We start from the raw sequence: 19,518 nt of genomic DNA, 5'->3' as shown, positions 1-19,518 counted from the left end.
GCAGCCTGGCGGCCCCCCGGAAGCCGCCCTCGGGGCGCGGCCCGGCGCTGAGGTGGCCGCCCAAATGGTGGCATCCGCGTTGCTGGCTCCGGTCTGCGCCCTGGTCGGTCTGGGCCTCGGCGTTCTGCTCCGGCACGCCGCCGGGACCATGGTCACCAGCGTCTTCACTCTGCTGATGCTGCCCACCATGTTCTCGGAGAGCAACCGCTGGTCGGCGGACGTCAAACACGCGCTGGTGTCGGCCGCCTGGAGCCGCCTGATCCAGAACTGGGGGCCGGAACCCGGATCCCTGGGCTACACCGCCACAGTTCCCGGCTCCTGGATCGTGTACGCGCTCTGGCCGCTGATCACCGTCGCTCTCGCCGTGTTTGTCGTGAGGCGCCGCGACGTGTGAGTGCAGCGGGCCGGCCTGGAGCGGCACCACACGCCTGCTGCCACCGAGCAGCCGCAGCAGATCGAACCGGGCGAAATCATGCGGCATGCGGCATGCGGCTTCGGCGGTGCGGGATCCCCGCTCCCGCCCGGATGATCGAGGCCGAACACCCCCGCCGCCTCCTGTGCACCGCCGCGAAGCAACCCGGCGCGTCTCCTGCCCCTCTCTCCAGGCAACCCGTACGCCTGAAAGGACGCAACCGCCCGGTGACGGTGCCCGAGCAGGCACGCGCCGTGCGTCGCAAGAACGGAGTGGCCATGGCAGATTCCCCGAAGCCGCAGGCGGGACCCTCCCACGGAGACATATCGCCGCCGTCTCCCACAGGGGCCGGCGTTCCCGGTGGCCCGGCCGAGCCGGACTCCCCCGAAGGTCCTGCTCCCCGTACCGGGCCGCCCCGCAACGGCCTTGGCATTGCAGCCCTCACCCTCGCCGTCCTCGGCCTCCTCATTCTCGCGACCCTCGGCGTCGTCGGCTCGACCGGCCCTGCCCGGGTCCTGTTCTGGGTGGCGGGGCTCTTGACCACCACGGCTCTGGCCCTGGGGATTCTCGGAGCCCGGCGGGTGAAGCAGGGTTACGCCGGAAACCGGGGAAGGTGCTTGACCGGCGCGGTCCTCGGGGGCCTGGCCACCGTGTGGTGCCTCAATGGCGCCGTGGCCGCCACCGACCCTTTCCACCAGATCTCGTGCCAGGCCGGCCGGCAGCGAACAACGGATTTCGGCACCACGTGGTGCTTCAAGAACGGGGTGCAGGTGACGGTCTCGGCACCCAAGCCGTACACCCCCCGCACGACGGAATCCGGCGGGCCAAGCGGGTATACACCGCGCAACCGGACACGGGCTGTGGAGGTCACGATCCGCAACGGCTCGACCAACATGGTGGATCTTGAGGAATTCCTCAGCATCGGGGCCACGGACGCCAACGGGCGGACGGCCCAAGCCGTCTTCGAAGGCGAAGACCATTCCCGCGGGCTGGGAAAAACGCTCCTGTTGCCCGGAATGACGAAGGTGAAGACGCAGGGGTTCGCCCTGCCCCCGAGCGCGGCGAAAAGGATGGGGGTAGACGTGAGTCTGAACTTGGCCGCAGACCGAAGGGCCTTGTGGAGCGGACCTGACGAAAGCGCCTGGTGGAGCGGGCGCGTGGGCTGACCAGCAGGCACAGATCACGAACCCGGCCTACGGCCCGCGTACGGCTCGTTCCGGGCCCGATGCAGAGCGCGTATCCCGGCGCGGGCGCGGGCCACAGCCTGGGCGGTGGTCTGCGCGGTGGCCTGCGCGGTGGCTCGCAGCAGCGTCTCTGCTCCACAGCTGAACTCTTGTGGACGGCCTGGTGAAAGTCGTTCGGTCTCGGCTGGAAAGGGGCTATTCCTGGCTAGTGTCCGCTGCCATGAAATGCATACGCACGGTGGGCGGGCTCGGTCTCGTGCTGCTGTTCCTCCTGGGGCCAGGCGCACAGCACCGCCATCCGCGAGCCCGGCTCCAACACCGCCTATGTGCACTCCGTGTCGAGCAACTCCGTCCTCGCGATGGACCTCGCGACCTGCAAACAGACCTGGTCGAAGGACACCGCGGGCGACATCGACAGCCACTCCTCGCCGGTGCTGACCCAACCCGCCTCGGGCCCGGCGAAGCTGGTGACGTTCACGGCCTACGGCGTCCGCGGACACGACCCGAAAACGGGCAACGTGACCTGGGCGTCCAAGCTGGGCGGCGGCAGCACCTGTGAGCCCGGGAAGGCCCCGCTCACCAGCCCCGCCGTGTGGGGCGACATCGCCTATGTGGCGGGCCGCGACGGTGTCGTACGCGCCTACGACACCAGCGCGTCCGATCCCTCGAAGCCGGTGTGGGAGACCAAGGCCGGATATCTGCCGGGCAAGAGCCCGCTGGACGACCCCTGGCGCGCCATGGGCTGCAAGGCCGGCGCGGGATCACCCACGATGCACCCGCTGGTGTCGAAGTCCCTGGTGTACGTGGGGACATGGGACGGCCGTCTGCTGGTCCTGGACCGCGCCACCGGCAGGCAGCGGGCCTCGTACCCCCTCGGCGGAGGAGTGGCTTCGGCGCTCTCGGTCAGCGGTGACTGGGTCGTCGCCCTCACGGACGACGGCACGGTCCACGCCCTGGCCGCGCGCCGGGGCTGAGAGAGGGAGCATCACCGTGCGATCACTCCGCACCGGGGTGCTGCTCCTGCCGGCCGCCGTCCCCGCGCTGCTCTTCGGCAGCGCGGGGACGGCGCAGGCGCACCCCTTCCGCACCGACGGCCTCCGCGGGGCACCCGCCACATTTCGGCAACCTGGCCGAAACCCTTGACGCTCCTCCGGGCATGTTCCTAACATCGCCGCGTAGTTGCAGTTCCCGCAAGGCACTTGCTGCGGTGTACTCCGCAGTGTTTTGACAGGCATAGACATAGACCACCTGTCGGTGGTCTCGTCATGCCTGTTTTGTGCTCCCCGTGCCACCGATGGGTCTTCCTCAAAGAGGTGGATCATGGCACAACGTCCGGGCGTCAAGGGCGCCGCCGACGTCGTTGCGCTCATCGATGGGCTGGGAAGGATCACTGGCCGGGCGCGCATCATCTGGTTCCTCGTGTTCGGCGGGCTGTTCCTCGACGCCTACTCGAACGCGGCCCTGAGCGCCGGTCTGGGGCCGATGACGTCCCAGATGGAGCTCACGACCACCCAGGTCTCGATCCTCACGGCCACCGCTCCGGCCCTGGCGATCGTCTTCAATCCGGTCGGCGGCTGGCTCGCCACCCGCATCGGCCGCGTCCCCCCGCTGCTCATCGCCAAGGTGTTCGCGATCGCGGGCGCGCTGTTCGCCGCGTTCGCCGGTGACTTCAACGCCGTCTGGCTCGGCCGGATCCTGGTGGGTGTCGCGTACGGCATCGACTTCGCGGTCGCCATGGCCCTGCTCGCCGAGTACACGCCCGCGAAGCTGGGCGGCCGGCTGAACCTGTGGCAGGCCGTCTGGTACATCGCCACCACCGGCAACCTGGCCCTGGCACTGCTCTTCTTCCACCTGAACGTGGGCAGCGACATCTGGCGCTGGTCGGTCGGCTCGGCCTCGGTCGTCGCCGCCGCGCTGCTCCTGGCCCAAGCGCTGATGCTCAAGGAGAGCCCCACCTGGCTGGCGGGCAAGGGACGGCTCGACGAGTCGGTCGCCAACCTGGACAGGATCTACGGGATCAAGGCCGCCGCCGGCACCCCCGACGAGACGACCCGCACCGCCGTCGCGGCGCCCGCCGTCGGGTTCCGTCAGGCCGGGCTGCTGTTCCAGGGCGAGTACCTGCCGCGCACGATCCTCTCCTCGGTGATCTCGCTCGGACAGTCGATGCAGTACTTCGCGGTCGGCTGGTACCTCCCGCTGATCAGTCTGGCGATCTTCGGCGAGAGCTTCGAGAAGGCCACGGTGGGGGCGATGGTGTTCAACGCCTTCGGCATCGTGGGCGGGCTGCTCTCCGCCTACTTCGGCCGTCGCCTCGGACTGCGGCTCAGCTCCGCCGCCGGTTTCGCCGGGGTGTTCGTGGCCCTGGTGGCGATGGGCCTGACCTTCGCAAAGGTGCCCACGGCCGTGGCGTTCCTGCTGCCTGTGCTGTTCATCCTCTGCCACTCGGCGGGCCCCGGGGCCAACGGCAAGTCCATCGCCGCGCTCTCCTACAGCAGCGATGTCCGCGCGCTGGGCACCGGTGTCACCGGGATGGTCGGCAGCTTCGGCAGTGTCGTCGGGCTGTATGTGTTCCCGCAGATCAAGGACTCGCTCGGGCTCGCGGACACCTTCCTGGTGCTCTCGATCGTGCCGCTGCTCGGCCTGATCACCTGCCTGGTGATCAAGTGGGACCCGACGAAGGCCGCCTCGCCCGACGAGAGTGCCGGACAGGCCCGCGACGACACCGCCGTGGAAGGCTCCGTGGCCGCCCTCTGACCCACCCCGCCCCACTCCGGGGTCCCCGCCCCCAGGGCCCCTCCCCTCCGAATCCCACGCCACCCCACCCCCACCCCCACCATCCCTCCGTCCGGCTCGCTCGCGATGCCTGCCATGAGTCGATGCCTGCCATGAGTCAAGGAAAGGGCTGCCATGACGCAGACGTTCCCCGGCGCCGCCCCACGGCGCGGTGTGCTGTCGATCGACGAGGGCACCACGGGCACCCGGTCCGGAGTCGTCCTCGACTCGGGCGCCGCCTCGCAGGTGTTCTACCGGTCGATCAGGGTCAGCCACCCCGACGACCTCTCGGTCGAACAGGACCCGATGGAGATCTGGACGGCCACCGTCGAGGTGGCACGCCGGGCCGTCAGCCGGGCAGGGGAGGAAGGCATCGAGATCACCGCGGTCGCACTGTCCACCCAGCGGGCCACGGCGATGCTGTGGGACCGGGTGACCGGAATGCCGCTGCTGCCCGCGGTGGTGTGGCAGGACCGGCGCTACGCGCACGAGCTCGCCGCGTACGAGGCGGAGTGGGACGCCGCCCTGCTGGCCCGGCAGGGCCGGCCGGTCGGCGCCCGCTCCCCGTTCCTGTGGGCCGCCCGGCAGATCGCCGCCCACCCGGAGGCCGCCGAGGCGCACCGGGCGGGACGGCTGCTGTTCGGCACCGTCGACACCTGGCTGATCTGGCGCCTGACCGGCGGCGCCGTGCACGCCACCACCCCGACCAACGCCGCGTCCACCGGCGGCTACCTGCTGGAGCGGCACGCCTGGGACGAGGAATGGATCGGCCGCCTCGGCTTCCCCCTCGACCTGCTGCCCGAACTCCGCTCCGACGACGCCGGATTCGGCACGACCGACCCGGACGCCCTCGGCATCGCCGTCCCGCTGACCGCCTCCATGGGCGACCAGCACGCCGCACTCGTGGGTCTGGGCGGGCTCGCCACCGGGCAGGGGATGTGCGTGTACGGGACCGGTGCGTTCGTCGACGCGGCGACCGGCACCACACCCGCCCTGCCCCGGCCGGACCTCTCCGGGGTGGTCGCCCAACCGGGCCGTCGGCAGGGCGGCATCAGCCACTACAGCCTGGAGGCGTACACCTCCACCGCGGGGTCGGCGCTGCGCTGGCTCTGCGACGACCTGGGGCTGTTCGCCTCACCGAAGGAGCTCTGCGAGGAAGCCGGGCCGGCCCCCGCCCGGCCGGGCCGCACCCCGCGTTTCGTCCCCGCGCTCGCCGGTGTCCGTACGCCGGTCTGGCATCCGGAGGCAACCGCCTCCCTCACCGGGCTCACCCTCGCCACCACCCGCGCCGACCTCGCCCGTGCCGTGGTCGACGGGATCGCGCACTCGGTGTGTGATCTGATCGACGCCGTCGCCGCCACCATGGGCGGCCCGTTCGCCCGGCTGCGCGTCGGCGGCGGCGTCTCCGGCGGCGACCCCCTGATGCGGATCCAGGCGGACCTGACCGGCCTGCCACTGGAACGGGTGACCGACTCCGCCACCGCCAGCCTGCGCGGCACCGCCTATCTGGCCGGGGTCGCCCAGGGGCTGTGGTCCTCGCTCGAAGAGGTCGTCGAGGCGCAGCCCCGCGGCCGGATCTTCGAGCCGTCGATCACCGAAGCCGTGCGCGGTGATCAACGAGCGGCCTGGCGCGAGGGGTTGCGCGCCCATCTCAACGACCCCGCGTCGTAGCCCCCGCGCACGGAAGCACCCGAACCCCGAACCCCGACCCCCCCACTGACAGCCCCCGGCCGCCGCGCCGGCGGCCCGCACCCGACGCCGGGGCTGCCACACCGAAACACCAGGAGTTGATGTGGTGATCACCATGCCCGCCAGGAAACCGCGGCGCACTGCCGCGGCGACCCGCCGGACGCCGCTGCTGCTCGAACGGGCCGGCCAAAAGCGCCGGCTGGCCGACGACACCTACGACGTGCTGGTCATCGGTGGCGGCGTCACCGGGGCGTACGCCGTGCTCGACGCCGTCTCGCGCGGTCTGAGCGCGGCGCTGGTCGAGAAGGACGACTTCGCCTCCGGCACCTCGTCGAAGTCGTCGAAGATGGTGCACGGCGGCCTGCGGTACATCGAGCAGGGCAACATCAACCTGGTCCGCCACTCGCTCCTCGAACGCCACCGGTTCCGCAAGAACGCACCGCACCTGGTGCACCGGCTGCCGTTCCTCTTCCCGATCCTGGAGAAGGAAGGCGTCCTCGACGCCCGTCTGGCCAAGGGCTTCGAGGGTCTGCTGTGGACGTACGACCTGGTCGGCGGCTGGCGGATCGGCAAGCTGCACCAGCGACTCACCGTTCCCGAGGTCCTGGCCCAGGCGCCGACGCTGCGCGCGGAGAACCTCAAGGGCGGGCTGGTGTACTTCGACGCCCGCACCGACGACGCCCGCCTCGTCCTCACCATCCTGCGCACCGCCGCCGCGCTCGGGGCGACGGTCCTCAACGGGGCGAAGGCCGGGAGCCTGCTGATGCAGGGCGGCAAGGTGTCCGGTGCCCGGGTCTCGGCGGACGGCGACACCTTCGACATCCGCGCCCGGGCCGTGGTCAACGCCACCGGGGTGTGGACCGACGAACTCGACGCGAAGGCGGACGACGGCCACACACCGCGGGTGCGGCCCGCCAAGGGCGTCCACATCGTGGTGCCGTGGGACAAGGTGCGGATCAACTGCACGGTGACCGTGCCGATCCCCGGCAGGGCCCGCCGCGCGACCTGCACCCGCTGGGGCAACCGCGTGGTGCTGGGCACCACCGACGAGGACTACCAGGGCTCCCCCGACGACGTGCACTGCACCCGCGAGGAGATGAACTTCCTGCTGGAGGGCGCCAACACCGCCTTCGAGGGGAAGCTCACCCCGGACGACGTGGTCGGCTCCCTCGGCGGACTGCGGCCGCTGGTCGGCAGCAAGGAGGGCGCCACCCTCGATATGAGCCGCGACCACCACATCACCATCGGCCGCACCCACATGGTGACGGTGACCGGCGGCAAGCTCACCACCAGCCGGCACATGGGCGAACTCATCATCGACAAGGTGATGACGGTCCTCGGCCGCACGGCGAAGAGCCGCACCACCCGCCTCCCGCTCCTGGGCGGCGCCGGTTACGACGCCGAGGCCGTCGCCGCGTCCGGCGGCATCGCCGCCCACCTGGGCGAACGCTATGGCACCGAGGCCCGGTTCGTCGGCGACCTCATCCAGGAGGACCCGTCGCTGGCCGAGCCGGTCGTCGCGGGGCTCCCCTACACGAAGGCGGAGGTCGTGTACGCGGCCCGGGCCGAGCTGGCCCGTTCGGTCGACGACGTCCTCTCCCGCCGCACCCGCGCCCGCCTGTTCGCCCGGGACGCCTCCGCCGACGCCGCCGAGGCCGTCGGCGCGATCCTCGGCCGGGAACTGAACCTCACGGAGGCGGAGGTCGAGTGCTCGGTCGCCGAGTACCTCGCAGCCGTCCGTCACGAAAAGTCCGTACTCCTCGAAGGGACCGCAGCATGATCAGCCGTCAGACCATCACCCACCCGTTCAACCGGGGCAACTACACCGTCGGTGCCCCCAGCCCCAGCAAGTGGGCGCGCAACACCCCGGTCGGCGACGGCGCGGCCGCGCTTCAGGCCGACCCGGTCGAGGTCCCCGAGACCGTGGTCAAGGCGCTGCGCGAGGCCGCGCACGCGGTGCACACCTCCCGCGACGAGGTCGTCACCCGGACCCGTGACTGGTGGGCCGGTTCGATGATCGGCGAGACCGAGGGCCGTCCCGCGACCCCGGACGCCGTGTTCGTCGAGGCCGCCGATGCCGACCAGGTCGCGGCCGTGCTGCGGATCTGCCACGAGGCGGGCATCCCGGTCACCCCGTCCGCCGGCCGCTCCAACGTCACCGGCGCCGCACTGCCCGTCTTCGGCGGTGTCGTCCTGGACGTGTGCGGACTCAACCGGATCACCGGCTTCGACGCCGGGTCGAACGTCGTGGACGTCCAGGCCGGCATGTTCGGCGACCTGTTCGAGAAGCAGCTCCAGGAGGAGTACGGCGTCACCACCGGCCACTGGCCGTCCGCGTTCGCCGTCTCCACCGTCGGCGGCTGGATCGCCTGCCGCGGCGCCGGCCAGCTCTCCACCCGGTACGGCAAGATCGAGGACATGGTCGTCGGCGTCGACGTCGTGCACGCCGACGGCACGCGAGCCACATACGGCGACTATGCCCGCGCCGCGGTCGGCCCGGACCTGCGCCAGCTGTTCATCGGCTCCGAGGGCACCCTAGGCGTCATCGTCTCGGCCCGGCTGCGGGTCCACCCGCTGCCCGAGTACGCCTCTGCCGTGGCGTACGGATTCGAGAGCTTCGCCGAGGGCCTTGAGGCCTGCCGCCGGATCATGCAGCGTGGTGCCACCCCGGCCGTCCTGCGCCTGTACGACGCCCTGGAGTCGGGCACCCACTTCGGCCACCCGGAGACCAACCTCCTGCTCATCGCCGACGAGGGCGACCCCGCCCTCGTCGACGCCTCCATCGAAGTGGCGAAGGAGGTCTGCGAGGTGTACGGCCCCGAACTGGACAGCCGGGCCGTCTTCGAGCGCTGGCTGGACGAGCGGATGCTGGTCGGCAAGTCCGCCGAGGGCTTCGAGCCGGGTCCGGGCTTCGTCGCCGACACCCTGGAGATGGCCGCGTCCTGGACCGACCTCCCGGTGATCTACGACGAGGTGGTCGCCGCGATCGAGGCGGTGGACGGCACCCTGGCCGCCTCGGCCCACCAGTCCCACGCGTACACCGACGGCGCGTGCGTCTACTTCTCGCTCCGCGGAGACGTGGCCCCCAAGTCCCGCCGCGACTGGTACCGCGCGGTGTGGGACGCGGCCAACGCCGTGCTCGTCGCGCACGGCGCGGCGCTCAGCCACCACCACGGCTGCGGTCTGCTGCGCGGCCCCTACATGGCAAAGTCCCTCGGTGCGGGCTTCGCGACGTTCGTCGCGGTGAAGAAGGCCCTGGACCCGGCCGGCATCCTCAACCCTGGCAAGCTGGGCCTCCCCAGCCGCTTCGGCACGTCCCCGCTGAGCTGACCTCCGTCACGGCACCCCCTCACTCCCCAGACAGGCCCTTGCCATGACTCGTTCCCCGTCCCGGTCCGGTGCCGCGCTCGACCCGCGGCTCACCTCGGCGCTCGCCGACATCCCGGTCGTCGCGTCGGTCGTCGGCACCCAGCCCGTGCGGCAGTTCCTGACCGCACCGGCCAAGTTGTGCATCGTCGCCTCGCTCACCGTCGGGCAGCTGCCACAGGTCCTGCCGGCGCTGGGCCGGGCGGGGAAGACCGTGTTCGTGAACGTGGACAGCAGCCCGGGCCTGGCCCAGGACCGGGGCGCGCTGGAGTTCATCAAGTCCATGGGCGCCCACGGCGTGGTCAGTACCCGGCTGTCCCTGGCGGAGAAGGGCCGGCCGCTCGGCCTGCTGACGATGATGAAGGTGTTCGTCACCGACCGGTCCAATCTCCGCCGCTCCATGGACGCGGTCTCGCGCGGGGCGCCGGACCTGGTCGAAGTCATGCCCGCCCCGGTCATCGCCCGGATGAGCCCGCAGTCACAGCGCGCGATGTCCCCGTCCGTCGCCGCGGGCTTCGTCGAGTCCCCCGCGGACGTGGCGCTGGCGCTGGCCCTCGGGTCCGTCGCCGCCGCCACCTCCGACCCCCGCCTCTGGAACCTGCGCCGGGACCAGCTGCCGCCGGTCCCGCCCGCCGCCCTGAAGAGGCCCACCGCACCACCCCAGGAGTAAGACCCCATGTCATACGTCGTCGTCGCCCGCTACCGCACCAAGGAGGGCGAGGAGAACAGCGTCCTCTCCCTGCTCGACACCGTGGCCGCCGCCTCCCGCCGGGAGCCGGGCAATCTCGCCTACCGCGTCCACCAGGGCCTCGAGGACCCGCGGACCGTCGTGCTGTACGAGGAGTACGGCTGCGAGGCCGACTTCACCGCCCACTGCGCCACGCCGCACTTCCAGGACATCGTGCTCGGCCTGATCGTCCCCCTGCTGGACAGCCGCGACGTGCTGCGCTGCGCCCCGCGCCCGGAGGTGCGGGCATGAAGACCCGTGCCGCGATACTGCGCCGCGTGTCGGCCGCCCGCCCCTACTCCGAGACCCGTCCGGTGGAGGTGGCGGAGCTGGAGCTGGGCGGCCCCCGCGAGGGCGAGGTGCTGGTCCGTGTCGCGGCCGCCTCGCTCTGTCACTCCGACCTGTCGGTGGTCAACGGCGACCGGGTCCGCCCGCTGCCGATGGCGCTCGGTCACGAGGCGGTGGGCGTCGTCCAGGAGACCGGACCGGGCGTGGGCCGGGTACGTCCCGGCGACCATGTGGCCATGGTGTTCGTGCCGAGTTGCGGCTTCTGCGCCGACTGCGCGGCCGGCCGGCCCGCGCTGTGCGCCCAGGCCGCCGCATCGAACGGGTCGGGTGCGCTGCTGCACGGCCCGTCCCTGCTGACCGACGCCTCCGGCGCCCCCGTCCACCACCAGCTGGGCGTCTCGGCATTCTCCGAATACGCCGTACTGGCCCAGGAGTCGGTGGTACCGATCCCGAAGGACATCTCCTTCGGGGTGGCGTCCATGTTCGGCTGTGCGGTCCTGACCGGCGCCGGAGCCGTCATCAACACCGCCGCCCTGCGTCCCGGCCAGTCGGCGGTGGTCTACGGTCTGGGCGGAGTGGGCCTGTCCGCGGTTCTGGGCGCCCGCGCGGCGGGCGCCTACCCCGTCATCGCCGTCGACCCGGTCCCCGAGAAGCGCGAACTGGCTCTCCAACTGGGCGCGACCCACGCCTACGACCCCGCCGAAGCCCTCGACGCAGTACGCGAACTCACAGGCGGTGGCGCCGAGTTGGCAGTGGAGGCGGTAGGCAGCCCCCGAGTGATGGCGCAGTGCCTGACCTCCGTGGCCCGAGGCGGCAAGGTCGTCTCGGTCGGCCTCCCCGCCCCCGACCGGGTGCTGGAGATCCCGGCCCTCACCTTCGCGGGCGAAGGCAAGTCCCTCCTGGGCTCGTACATGGGCGACGCGGTCCCACGCCGCGACATCCCCCGGTTCCTGGACCTGTGGCGAGCCGGCCTGATGCCGGTCGAGCGGATGCACACGGGCACCCTGCCCCTCGGCGACATCAACACCGCGCTGGAGGAGCTGACTTCGGGCCGCGCCATCCGCCAGGTCATCGACACGTCAGGAATGCTGACGGCCTGACCGGACGTCCCGCACCCGTCCGCCGGCACCACCACGCCGCCGGCCCTGTCCCCAACCCAACCGACGGCTGCGCCCCACCCAGGGCATTCCCCCCAGGTCAGAGCCTCACCGTGCGGGCCCCCCGACGAAGCGGGCAAGCTCCTCCGCGGTACCCCGAGGCAGGCCGGCAACCGCACTCTCCGGCAATGCCGTGATGACGGTCCGCAGCCGGGCGCCGAGCTCCGGCAGGAAGGCCCAGACCGGGGCAGGGGCATTGACGGTGGCGCGCAGCAGGTCACCCTCGTAGAAGCAGGCGTCGAGCAGCGGCTCCTCGAGCAGCAAGCGCACGGCGAGCGGAAGGACATAGGGCAGCGCCACCTGCTGTGAAATGAGGGTACGCAGATCCACGGGACCGAGTTCCCCCAAGGGCACACGGCGCAACTCATGCACGGTGCGCACCAAACGGGTCGCGTCATCGGCAGGCGGCACCCAGCGCGGTGGGTCCAGCTCGTCGAGCGTGCGGTCGAGGTGCAGCAGACGGTCCATGGGTTCATTCTCACCGGACCGGTGTGTACTCCCGGGCCGGATCAGGCGGAAGACGTCGCGTACTACGTAACCGCTTGAGGCCGCGGACGATTTCACATGTGAACTGCTGGATTCGATGGGCCAGGAGGCACAGGGGGATGCGGGTGGCCTGCAGTACCGCCTTTTCGTCGCCCCGGCGTGGGCGTTGAGTCCCAGCAGCGCCGTCCGGCTCGCATGGGATCCCTTCCTCGGGCGCTTCTGCTGCAACTCACCATGTGTCTAAGGTGTCTTGAGACCGCAGAGCGCGGTCGAAGGGAGATCGGCATGCCTACGCAGACCAGCCGCGCATCGCACCACCTTCCTCGCTTCGAAGACGCAGAACCGCTCGGCCCACAGGACGCGGAGTTCGCCAGGGACATCAAGGCCGTGCTGGAGAAGCACGGCAACCTGGACCGGTTCGGTCTGGTCCTGTTACACGACCACTTCTCGGTCGACAGCGACGAAGTGCTCGTCGAGACGAACGATCCGCAGGCCCGCACACTCCACGTCGAGGTGGATAAGAAGGGAGAGACCGAGCACGCCCAGCCATCGCAGTGGCGGTTCGTCGCGGACTCCGAGGAGACGCCCCCTGCACAGAGCGACAACACCCCCTACGAGGTGCTGATGCTGTGCCTGACACTTGCCTGCGAGCGCCGCTGAGGTCCGACGCCCCGGCTGACACGCCCGCACACATGCTGCGGGCTGTACAAGCTCCCACGGGTACAGCCCGCTGCGCTACGCCCGTCCCGCTCGGACCGTGGCGTACAAAGTCCGGTGAGGCGACGATGACGCCAAGCCGGCACCGGCTTTCTTGCGGAGCCCTCGAGGACGCTTCCCGACCCGTCTGCACTCAGGCACCTTTCACCAGTACGTCGATCAAGACCGGCTTGAGAAGGGGTACGGCGAGGGACGGGCCGACTGCTCGGCGGCCCGTCCCTCGCCGCCGGTCATGCCTGCTTTATCGCTCGGCCGGATATTAGGCGCCCGAAAGCCCCTGATTTCCGAGCGCAGCGCGCGGATTCGATTCCCGTAGTCCGCTCCGTAGTTGAGGCCCAGGTCGGTGACCGGGGCCTTGCTCGTTGTCTGGGCCAGTTCAGGCGTGTCGCACCAGATCCGCACCGGAAGGCTTCTGATCCGGGGCACCGGTGGTGGGGGTCGCAGTGACCCGCGCACGTGAGCTCGGCGTCGCCGTGCCCGAGGGAGTCCCTGTACCCGAGGGAGTTCCTGTGGGAGATGTCGACGTATCGGTTGGCGTTTCGGTCGGTGTGCCGGTCAGTGTCGGAGTCGACGTATCTGTCGGTGTTTCCGTGGGGCCCGGGGGCGGGCTCGGTGCCTGCGAAGGGGGATCCGTGGTGCTGCTCGGGGTCGGTGTGCGGGCGGCGGACGGCCCTGGCTTGGGGGTGAGCGGACGGTCGGCGGGTGGCACGCTGCGGCTGCCGGGCAGGGCGTGGATCACCAGCAAGAAGGCCACGGCCACCACCGCGACCACGGCTGCCGCGAGCACCGGCAGTGCCGCCCCGCGGACCCGTCGCCGCTGCCGCCCCTGCCGAATGGCGCGGGCCACATCCACCCCTGGCGCCCCGGGCCCCGGTTCGAAATCGTGCAGCGGGGTGAGCAGCTGGGCTGCTTCCCGTTCCAGTTCGTCGTCGTGCACGGCCGCTACGCCTCCCTCCTGGACGCCGCGGATACGGGCAGTTGGCCGCCGAGTTGGGCACGCAGCCGGGTGAGGCCGCGGGCGGACTGGCTCTTCACGTTTCCCTCCGAACAGCCCAGGATCCCAGCCACCTCCGCCACCGGCAGATCGCACAAGTAGCGCAGCACGAGCACGGCGCGCTGCCGGGCCGGGACGCGCAGGAGCGCCGTGTGGACGACGGTGCGCGTCTCGATGTCTGGCACGCCTGCGGCCGGCGGCAGCCCGGGGGTTTCGTGTGGGGACCCCGACAGGCGCACGCGCGCCCATTCGAGCCGCTGCTCGTTGAGGAAGCACCGGACGAGCATGGTGTGCACATAGCGGTCCAGGTCGTCGGCCGCGCGGGCGCGCCGCCAGTGGACGTACAGCTTGGTGAGGGTGGTCTGCACGACGTCGTCGGCCCGGTGGAAGTCCTTGCAGAGCAGGTGTGCAATGCGGCGGAGCGTGGGCAGCCTGGCGGAGACGTACTCCGTGTACGCCCGCTCGGCCTCGATACGGTCCTCGGGTCCGGTCCCGGTCATGTCTTGCCGCTCACACTCTCGCGTTCAGGCCGCTGTCGATCCCGCGCCGGTGTCCCCGTGCACCTGCCACACCCAGACGCCGCCGATCCACCGCCCCGGCGCCCCCATCAGCCGCTGCACAGTGAGACGTAGCGCCTGGTCTCCCGGTTGCGAAACGAGCACGACCGCCCCCGCCCGCCAGAAGCGCAGATCCTTGCGGGCTTCCCGTCGCTGCGCCGGGCCGATGTCCGGGGTCCGGCCGGTGCGGCTGACCTCGCTCAGGAGGGCGGAGGTGGAGCGGGGCACCGGGCCGTAGATGCCGGTCCGGTCGGGCCCGTACGGTCCGTTGAAGTAGCCGCCGGGCAGCGGAAAGCCGAGGCCGGCGGTGGTCTGCCAGTGCAGGGCCTCGGTGTGGGCGGGGTCGGGCAGCGGCACGGGGACGAGAGTGCGGCCCTGCGGTACGGAAGCGCGCCAGGTGCCGTCGGCAATGAAAGAGGGGACGGCGGCCCGGTCGACGGTGGCCAGCGGGGTCGGCACTATCGGAAGGAGGGCGGCGGTGACTGCCGCCCACCCCACGGCTCTCAGCGCCCGGTCGTCGGCGGCAACGCGCCCGGTGGAGCCGGCGGGCCGGGCCTGCGCGTCCCAGCGGTCACAGGCGAGGGCCAGGAGGATGCCGAGCGCGGGGGCCGCCGCCATCGCCATCCGCGATTCGATGACCGATTCGAACAGCGGGAGGTCGTGGAGCAGCCGCCATGGCCCCGGCAGCGTGACGTCCGTGCCCGGCACCGGAATCGTGCGGCCCAGGGACAGCAGCACCGCCCCGAAGGCGGCCGTCGCCAGCCCCCGGGCCCGGGGATCGCGCCACAGCCACACGACCACCACAACGGTCAGTGCGACCAGCGGCCAGCCGAAGAAGGCGTTCTGCTCGGTGCGGTTGAGGGCGAGGGCGTCGGCCGTGGCCGGGTTCCCCGCCAGCGAGCGGCCCGCGAACTCCACCAGCGCACGCGGCGAGTTGCCCGTCGGGCCGTGCAGCACACCGGTATAGCTCTGGGCGCCGAAGAACTGCCGGCCGAGCGGGTAGGCGAGCAGCAGCAAACAGACACCCGCGGCGACGGCCAGGCCGCGGGCCAGGGCGCGCCAGACCGTCCGGATGACGGCGGGGCGCGCGGCCGCGTAGCCCACCGCGAAGAGCAGCAGGCCGATGGCTGCCAGCAGCAGGGCCTCTTCACCGAGGAAGATCTGGTAGGTCAGGAGGAGGCCGAGGACCACACCGTCCCGGACGGTACGACGACGAGTGGTTCCGCCACTTTCGTCATGGCCGCCGCCGTGCTTGCCGCCACCGTCATGGCCACGACAGCCCTCGCCGGCACCGTCCTTGCCGGCACCGTCCTTGCCGCGCACCGCGCACAGCCTCAGCAGCCGGTCGGTGATGAGCGGCATCATGAACAGCACGGCGAAGTTCGGGTGCGCGTTGGCGTGCGAGATCATCGGCGGCGCGAAGGCACACAGGGCCCCGCCGAGCGCGGCTGCCCGGCGCGACCGTACGCATCGCTTGAGGAGCAGCCAGTACCAGGCGGCCGCGGTCGCGGCCAGGCCGCCGGTCAGCACCAGCGCCCAGGTCACGGCGGGCCCGAAGAGCGCGGTGACGGGTGCGAGCGGGACGGACAGCCCGAGCATGGCGGTGTTCGCCATCAGGTTCACACCCAGCGGATGGTTCTGCAGGGTGGTGAAGAACGGGTCGTGCAGCCCGAAGACATGGTGCGCGGTGACCGCGAAGAACCACTCCCACTGGTTCTGGTCCTGCCCGCTGTCGGTCAGATAGCTCCCGCCGGGGTCGTCCCACAACCCCTTGAAGAGCCATACGGACGCCAGCAGATAGCCGAGCACCACCACCCGGTCGGCGGGCCGCATCCTTCGCAGGGCGCCGCGCGCCCGCAGCCGCACCAGCTCCAGGAGTACTCCGGCGTAGTCCAGCGCGCGCACCTTGGACCCCGCCTGGTGCGCCCAGCGCACCGGCACCTCGGCGACCGGCCACTTCGCCTCGTGGAACATCCGCAGAATCTCGACGTCGATGCCCCAGCCGTCGACCCGCGAACGCCCGAAGACCGCGCGTGCCCGGTCGCCGTCGAAGAGCTTGAAGCCACACTGCGTATCACGGACACCGGGCACGGCGACCGCCCGTATCACCCCGTTTCCCACCCGGCCGAGCAGCTTCCGCAGCGGATGCTGGCACACCTCGACCTGTGCGCCCGCCTGTGCGCGGGAACCGATCGCGGCGGCGTGCCCCGCGTCGAGCTGGTCGTGCAGGAAGGCCACTTCCTCGATGGGAGTGGCCAGGTCGGCGTCGGTCACCAGCACCCGGCCGCCCCGCGAGGCGAGCACACCCAGGCGCACCGCGTGGCCCTTGCCGTGGTTGCGCGCGGGCGAGGCAGGCAGTCCGGGGCCCGACGGCGACCCCACCAGCCGGATCCGCGGCTCGGCCGCCGCCGCCTCGCGGACAGCGGCCGCGGTGGCGTCCGTGGAACCGTCGTCGACGACGATCAGCTCCCAGTCGGCGTGCCGGCCGGGCGAGGAACGCAGATAGCGGCAGATCGCATCGAGGGTCCGAGGCAGCCGGTGCTCCTCGTTGTACGCGGGCACCACCACCGTCAGGTCGACGGTGCCGGCCGTCGGCACGCCGGTGGCGGCAGGGAGAGAAGAAGAGTGCAGCACGCCTCAGGGACCACGCCGGACCGCCGGCGGGTTGCATGTCCTGCGTCACACGCTGCACGCCGTCGTGGCCCGCCCCACGACGAAGCCCTGCCGGAGTGCTCCGGCAGGGCTTCGTCTCTCGCACGCTCTCGCTACTCGTTCAGTGGGCGAAGCCCCAGTCGAGCATCTTGGTGGCGTCGTCGAAGCGGCTCTTGTCGTCGCTGTCCTTGAGGATCGCGCCGACCAGGGTTCGGTTGTCGCGCTCGGCGGCGAAGACGAGGGCGTAGCCGGCCTCCGGGCCGCTGCCCGTCTTGATGCCCAGGGCACCGTCGTAGCTGCTCAGCAGCGTGTTGGTGGTGTCCCAGGTGTAGTACCGGGTGTGGCCGTTGGCGGCCGGGGCCTCGGCCTTGAACTGCTTGTTCTTCACGATGTCGGCGAACACCGGCTTCAGCATGGCGCGCTGGCCGAGCTTGGCCAGGTCGCGGGCGGTGCCGAGGTTGTTGCCGTGCGAGATGCCGTCGAAGCTGTCGAAGTGCGTGCCGGTCAGGCCCAGTTGCTGGGCCTCGGCGTTCATCTGGCGCACGAAATCGGCGATCCGCGCGTCCGCGGTGTCCCCGGCGCCGAAGTTGTCGGCCAGAGCCATCGCGGCGTCGTCGCCGGACGGGATCAGCATGGCGTGCAGCAGCTGTTCGACGGTCAGCGTGTCACCGGTCTGGAGGTCGGCGGTGCTGCCGCCGACCTTCTGGACGTAGTCCCGGTACTCCTGCTTCACCGTGATCTGCCGGTTCAGCCACTCCGGGTGCTTGAGCACCACCATGGCCGTCATGATCTTGGTGGTGCTGGCCATCGACACGCTCTCGTCCGCCTTGGCCCCGCCCCACATCTCCCGCTCCTGGCTGCCGTCGCGGGCATCCAGCAGGAAGGCGTGGTCGGCCTTGATCTGGGGAGCGTCCTGCGCATCAGCAGGCCTGCCCTTGGCAGCGTGCCGTCCCACCCCGGTGGACTGCAACTGCTGCTGCGTGCCCTGCTTCTGGGCCGCCGCGGCGGTGGCCTGGCCGCCCTGCTGGTCGTTCTCGTCCGCGGAGTGCGTGGCGCCGGGGGTGGCCGCCTGAGCGAGGCCACCGGCGGTGATCGGCAGGGCGGCACCGACAAGTGCGACCATCGCGATCCGGACTCCGGTGCGGTGTATGCGGTTGGGGCGGGCGTGGGAACCCATGGGGCGTCCATCCTTCCGGCGAGGGGACGCCGGCATGTAGTAGAACTCGGTTCATAGTGAACCTACTTGGGTGGTGACAGCTACTCAAGTCGGCTATGTCATAGCCATGTAACGGGGTTCGCCTCTGTGGTGTGTTGTGCAGGCGAGACTTGGCGCGTCTCGTGGGGCCTTCGCTCGCGCTCAGCTCCCCGTCGACTCCCCCGGGTTACCGCTTCGCTGCGGATAATTCCTGGACCTCTGCGAGCGACCGCGCCTAGGGTGAGCGCACGCCCGTGATCACGGATAAGGAGGCGAGAGCGATGCCCACCACGACAGCTTTGCGCTCCCGCCCCGTCCACCGGGCGTCTCCGGTCTGATCCGGGAGCGCGTCACTCTCCCGAAGGATCGCTTCACCATGACTGAACTGGTCATCCGTCCGCTCACCGCGGGCGAGACCCCCCTCTTCGCCTCCCTGCCCGACCCGGGCATCATCGGCCGCGCCCTGCTCGGCGACGCCTACGGCATGATTGCCGACGGCGGCCAGTACCGGCCCGATTGGACCTGGGTCGCCCTGCGCAATGGCATCGTCGTCGCCCGCGCGGCCTGGTGGGCCAGGCCCGAGGACGACCAGCCCCTCGCCCTCGACTGGTTCGACTTCACCGACGGCGAGGCCGCTGTCCAACTGCTGCGCGCCGCGCCTTTCCACGCCGAGTACAGCCTGCTACTGCCGCCCGGCCGGCGCGACAAGCCGGACGTGCGGGCCGCAGCCGAGGCCCGGATGGCCGCAGCCGAGGCGGCCGGCCTCCGGAAGCTGGTCGAACGCTACCGCTACACCTGGACCTCCGACTGCCCGCTCCCGGAGCGCACCGGGCGCCTGGAGTACCGGCCGGAGCCGGACGACAACGCCATCCGGGGCGTGGTGCGCCGTATCCAGGAAGGCTCCTTGGACGCCCATGACCTGCACGACATCGCGCAGTACGGCAGGGACGGCGCCGTCGAAGAACTCCTCGGCCTCCTCACCAGTGCGACGTCCCCACGGGACTGGTGGCGGGTGGCCTACACCCGAGCCGGCGAGCCGGCAGGCCTCCACGTTCCCGCCCATAACTCAGCAGGCTCCTGCATCGGCTTCATCGGCGTCCTCCCCGAGCAGCGCGGGCACGGCTACGCCTACGACCTGCTGATCGAGTGCACCCAGGACCTGGTGGCGCGAGGCGCAACGCGCATCGTGGCCGCGACCGACCAGGGGAACTTCCCGATGGCCGCACATTTCGCGACGGCGGGATACCCCGTCAGCGAAGAGCGCGTCGACTTCGTCTGACACAGGACCGGGAAGGACCCGGCGCTCGCCCGCGCCGGGTCCG

16 protein-coding genes are annotated in these 19,518 nt (G+C 71.2%); 12 read left to right on the top strand and 4 right to left on the bottom strand.

What is annotated here, in order from left to right; all coding sequences use genetic code 11:
- Positions 1-64: 64 nt before the first annotated feature.
- The 10 genes from ABR737_RS36300 to ABR737_RS36255 all read left to right on the top strand — a co-directional run bounded on the left by ABR737_RS36300 (position 65) and on the right by ABR737_RS36255 (position 11,538).
- Positions 65-394, top strand: coding sequence for a hypothetical protein (locus ABR737_RS36300; RefSeq protein ID WP_350255388.1), 330 nt, complete (start codon positions 65-67; stop codon positions 392-394).
- 245 nt (positions 395-639) lie between these two features.
- Entirely contained in the window at positions 640-1,578 is a 939-nt protein-coding gene (locus tag ABR737_RS36295; protein ID WP_350255386.1) for a DUF4190 domain-containing protein, read from the top strand.
- Positions 1,579-1,922: 344 nt separating this feature from the next.
- Positions 1,923-2,570, top strand: coding sequence for an outer membrane protein assembly factor BamB family protein (locus ABR737_RS36290; RefSeq protein ID WP_350255385.1), 648 nt, complete (start codon positions 1,923-1,925; stop codon positions 2,568-2,570).
- Between the two features lie 346 nt (positions 2,571-2,916).
- Positions 2,917-4,350 carry an MFS transporter gene (locus ABR737_RS36285; RefSeq protein WP_350255383.1) on the top strand — a complete coding sequence of 478 codons (1,434 nt, stop codon included), beginning with the start codon at positions 2,917-2,919 and terminating at the stop codon, positions 4,348-4,350.
- A 153-nt stretch (positions 4,351-4,503) separates the two neighbouring features.
- Positions 4,504-6,039 carry an FGGY family carbohydrate kinase gene (locus ABR737_RS36280; RefSeq protein ID WP_350255382.1) on the top strand — a complete coding sequence of 512 codons (1,536 nt, stop codon included), beginning with the start codon at positions 4,504-4,506 and terminating at the stop codon, positions 6,037-6,039.
- Positions 6,040-6,163: 124 nt separating this feature from the next.
- Positions 6,164-7,837, top strand: coding sequence for a glycerol-3-phosphate dehydrogenase/oxidase (locus tag ABR737_RS36275; RefSeq protein ID WP_350255380.1), 1,674 nt, complete (start codon positions 6,164-6,166; stop codon positions 7,835-7,837).
- Positions 7,834-9,387 (top strand): FAD-binding oxidoreductase, encoded by a 1,554-nt coding sequence (locus tag ABR737_RS36270; RefSeq protein ID WP_350255379.1) that lies wholly within the window; start codon positions 7,834-7,836, stop codon positions 9,385-9,387. Before ABR737_RS36275 ends, ABR737_RS36270 begins: the two co-directional genes overlap by 4 nt.
- A gap of 43 nt (positions 9,388-9,430) precedes the next feature.
- Positions 9,431-10,093 carry a glycerol-3-phosphate responsive antiterminator gene (locus tag ABR737_RS36265; protein ID WP_350255378.1) on the top strand — a complete coding sequence of 221 codons (663 nt, stop codon included), beginning with the start codon at positions 9,431-9,433 and terminating at the stop codon, positions 10,091-10,093.
- 6 nt (positions 10,094-10,099) lie between these two features.
- Entirely contained in the window at positions 10,100-10,402 is a 303-nt protein-coding gene (locus ABR737_RS36260) for a putative quinol monooxygenase (protein WP_350255376.1), read from the top strand.
- On the top strand, positions 10,399-11,538 hold the full coding sequence (locus ABR737_RS36255; RefSeq protein WP_350255375.1) for a zinc-binding dehydrogenase: 1,140 nt from the start codon (positions 10,399-10,401) through the stop codon (positions 11,536-11,538). The genes ABR737_RS36260 and ABR737_RS36255 overlap by 4 nt, the downstream gene beginning before the upstream one ends.
- Before the next feature lie 105 nt (positions 11,539-11,643).
- Here ABR737_RS36255 and ABR737_RS36250 read toward each other — a convergent pair whose 3' ends face one another.
- Complete coding sequence (locus ABR737_RS36250; RefSeq protein ID WP_350255373.1) at positions 11,644-12,063, bottom strand: contact-dependent growth inhibition system immunity protein; 420 nt, start codon at positions 12,061-12,063, stop codon at positions 11,644-11,646.
- 303 nt (positions 12,064-12,366) lie between these two features.
- Here ABR737_RS36250 and ABR737_RS36245 point away from each other — a divergent pair, with 303 nt between their 5' ends.
- Complete coding sequence (locus tag ABR737_RS36245) at positions 12,367-12,741, top strand: hypothetical protein (protein ID WP_350255372.1); 375 nt, start codon at positions 12,367-12,369, stop codon at positions 12,739-12,741.
- 999 nt (positions 12,742-13,740) lie between these two features.
- On the opposite strand, the gene ABR737_RS36240 is transcribed toward ABR737_RS36245, so the two are convergent.
- The 3 genes from ABR737_RS36240 to ABR737_RS36230 form a co-directional block, all read right to left on the bottom strand.
- The gene (locus ABR737_RS36240) at positions 13,741-14,292 is read right to left on the bottom strand and encodes a SigE family RNA polymerase sigma factor (protein ID WP_350255370.1); all 552 of its coding nucleotides are present in this window, start codon (positions 14,290-14,292) and stop codon (positions 13,741-13,743) included.
- Between the two features lie 24 nt (positions 14,293-14,316).
- Positions 14,317-16,980: a glycosyltransferase gene (locus tag ABR737_RS36235; protein WP_350257061.1), complete on the bottom strand. Its 2,664-nt coding sequence runs from the start codon at positions 16,978-16,980 to the stop codon at positions 14,317-14,319.
- Between the two features lie 142 nt (positions 16,981-17,122).
- On the bottom strand, positions 17,123-18,178 hold the full coding sequence (locus ABR737_RS36230; RefSeq protein ID WP_350255369.1) for a D-alanyl-D-alanine carboxypeptidase family protein: 1,056 nt from the start codon (positions 18,176-18,178) through the stop codon (positions 17,123-17,125).
- Between the two features lie 394 nt (positions 18,179-18,572).
- On the opposite strand from ABR737_RS36230, the gene ABR737_RS36225 reads away from it, so the two are divergent.
- Entirely contained in the window at positions 18,573-19,475 is a 903-nt protein-coding gene (locus ABR737_RS36225; protein WP_350255367.1) for a GNAT family N-acetyltransferase, read from the top strand.
- Positions 19,476-19,518 lie beyond the last annotated feature (43 nt).

This window comes from Streptomyces sp. Edi2 (genome assembly GCF_040253635.1).
Taxonomy (GTDB): domain Bacteria; phylum Actinomycetota; class Actinomycetes; order Streptomycetales; family Streptomycetaceae; genus Streptomyces.
The sequence above is the reverse complement of the archived record's forward strand: the minus strand, read 5'-3'. Positions and strand labels throughout refer to the sequence as shown.

Bases quoted from the DNA above. Each gene is read 5' to 3' on its own strand.
- ABR737_RS36300 (WP_350255388.1), top strand. From the start codon at position 65: ATGGTGGCATCCGCGTTGCTGGCTCCGGTCTGCGCCCTGGTCGGTCTG.
- ABR737_RS36285 (WP_350255383.1), top strand. From the start codon at position 2,917: ATGGCACAACGTCCGGGCGTCAAGGGCGCCGCCGACGTCGTTGCGCTC.
- ABR737_RS36280 (WP_350255382.1), top strand. From the start codon at position 4,504: ATGACGCAGACGTTCCCCGGCGCCGCCCCACGGCGCGGTGTGCTGTCG.
- ABR737_RS36270 (WP_350255379.1), top strand. From the start codon at position 7,834: ATGATCAGCCGTCAGACCATCACCCACCCGTTCAACCGGGGCAACTAC.
- ABR737_RS36265 (WP_350255378.1), top strand. From the start codon at position 9,431: ATGACTCGTTCCCCGTCCCGGTCCGGTGCCGCGCTCGACCCGCGGCTC.
- ABR737_RS36260 (WP_350255376.1), top strand. From the start codon at position 10,100: ATGTCATACGTCGTCGTCGCCCGCTACCGCACCAAGGAGGGCGAGGAG.
- ABR737_RS36255 (WP_350255375.1), top strand. From the start codon at position 10,399: ATGAAGACCCGTGCCGCGATACTGCGCCGCGTGTCGGCCGCCCGCCCC.
- ABR737_RS36250 (WP_350255373.1), bottom strand. From the start codon at position 12,063: ATGGACCGTCTGCTGCACCTCGACCGCACGCTCGACGAGCTGGACCCA.
- ABR737_RS36245 (WP_350255372.1), top strand. From the start codon at position 12,367: ATGCCTACGCAGACCAGCCGCGCATCGCACCACCTTCCTCGCTTCGAA.
- ABR737_RS36240 (WP_350255370.1), bottom strand. From the start codon at position 14,292: ATGACCGGGACCGGACCCGAGGACCGTATCGAGGCCGAGCGGGCGTAC.
- ABR737_RS36230 (WP_350255369.1), bottom strand. From the start codon at position 18,178: ATGGGTTCCCACGCCCGCCCCAACCGCATACACCGCACCGGAGTCCGG.
- ABR737_RS36225 (WP_350255367.1), top strand. From the start codon at position 18,573: ATGACTGAACTGGTCATCCGTCCGCTCACCGCGGGCGAGACCCCCCTC.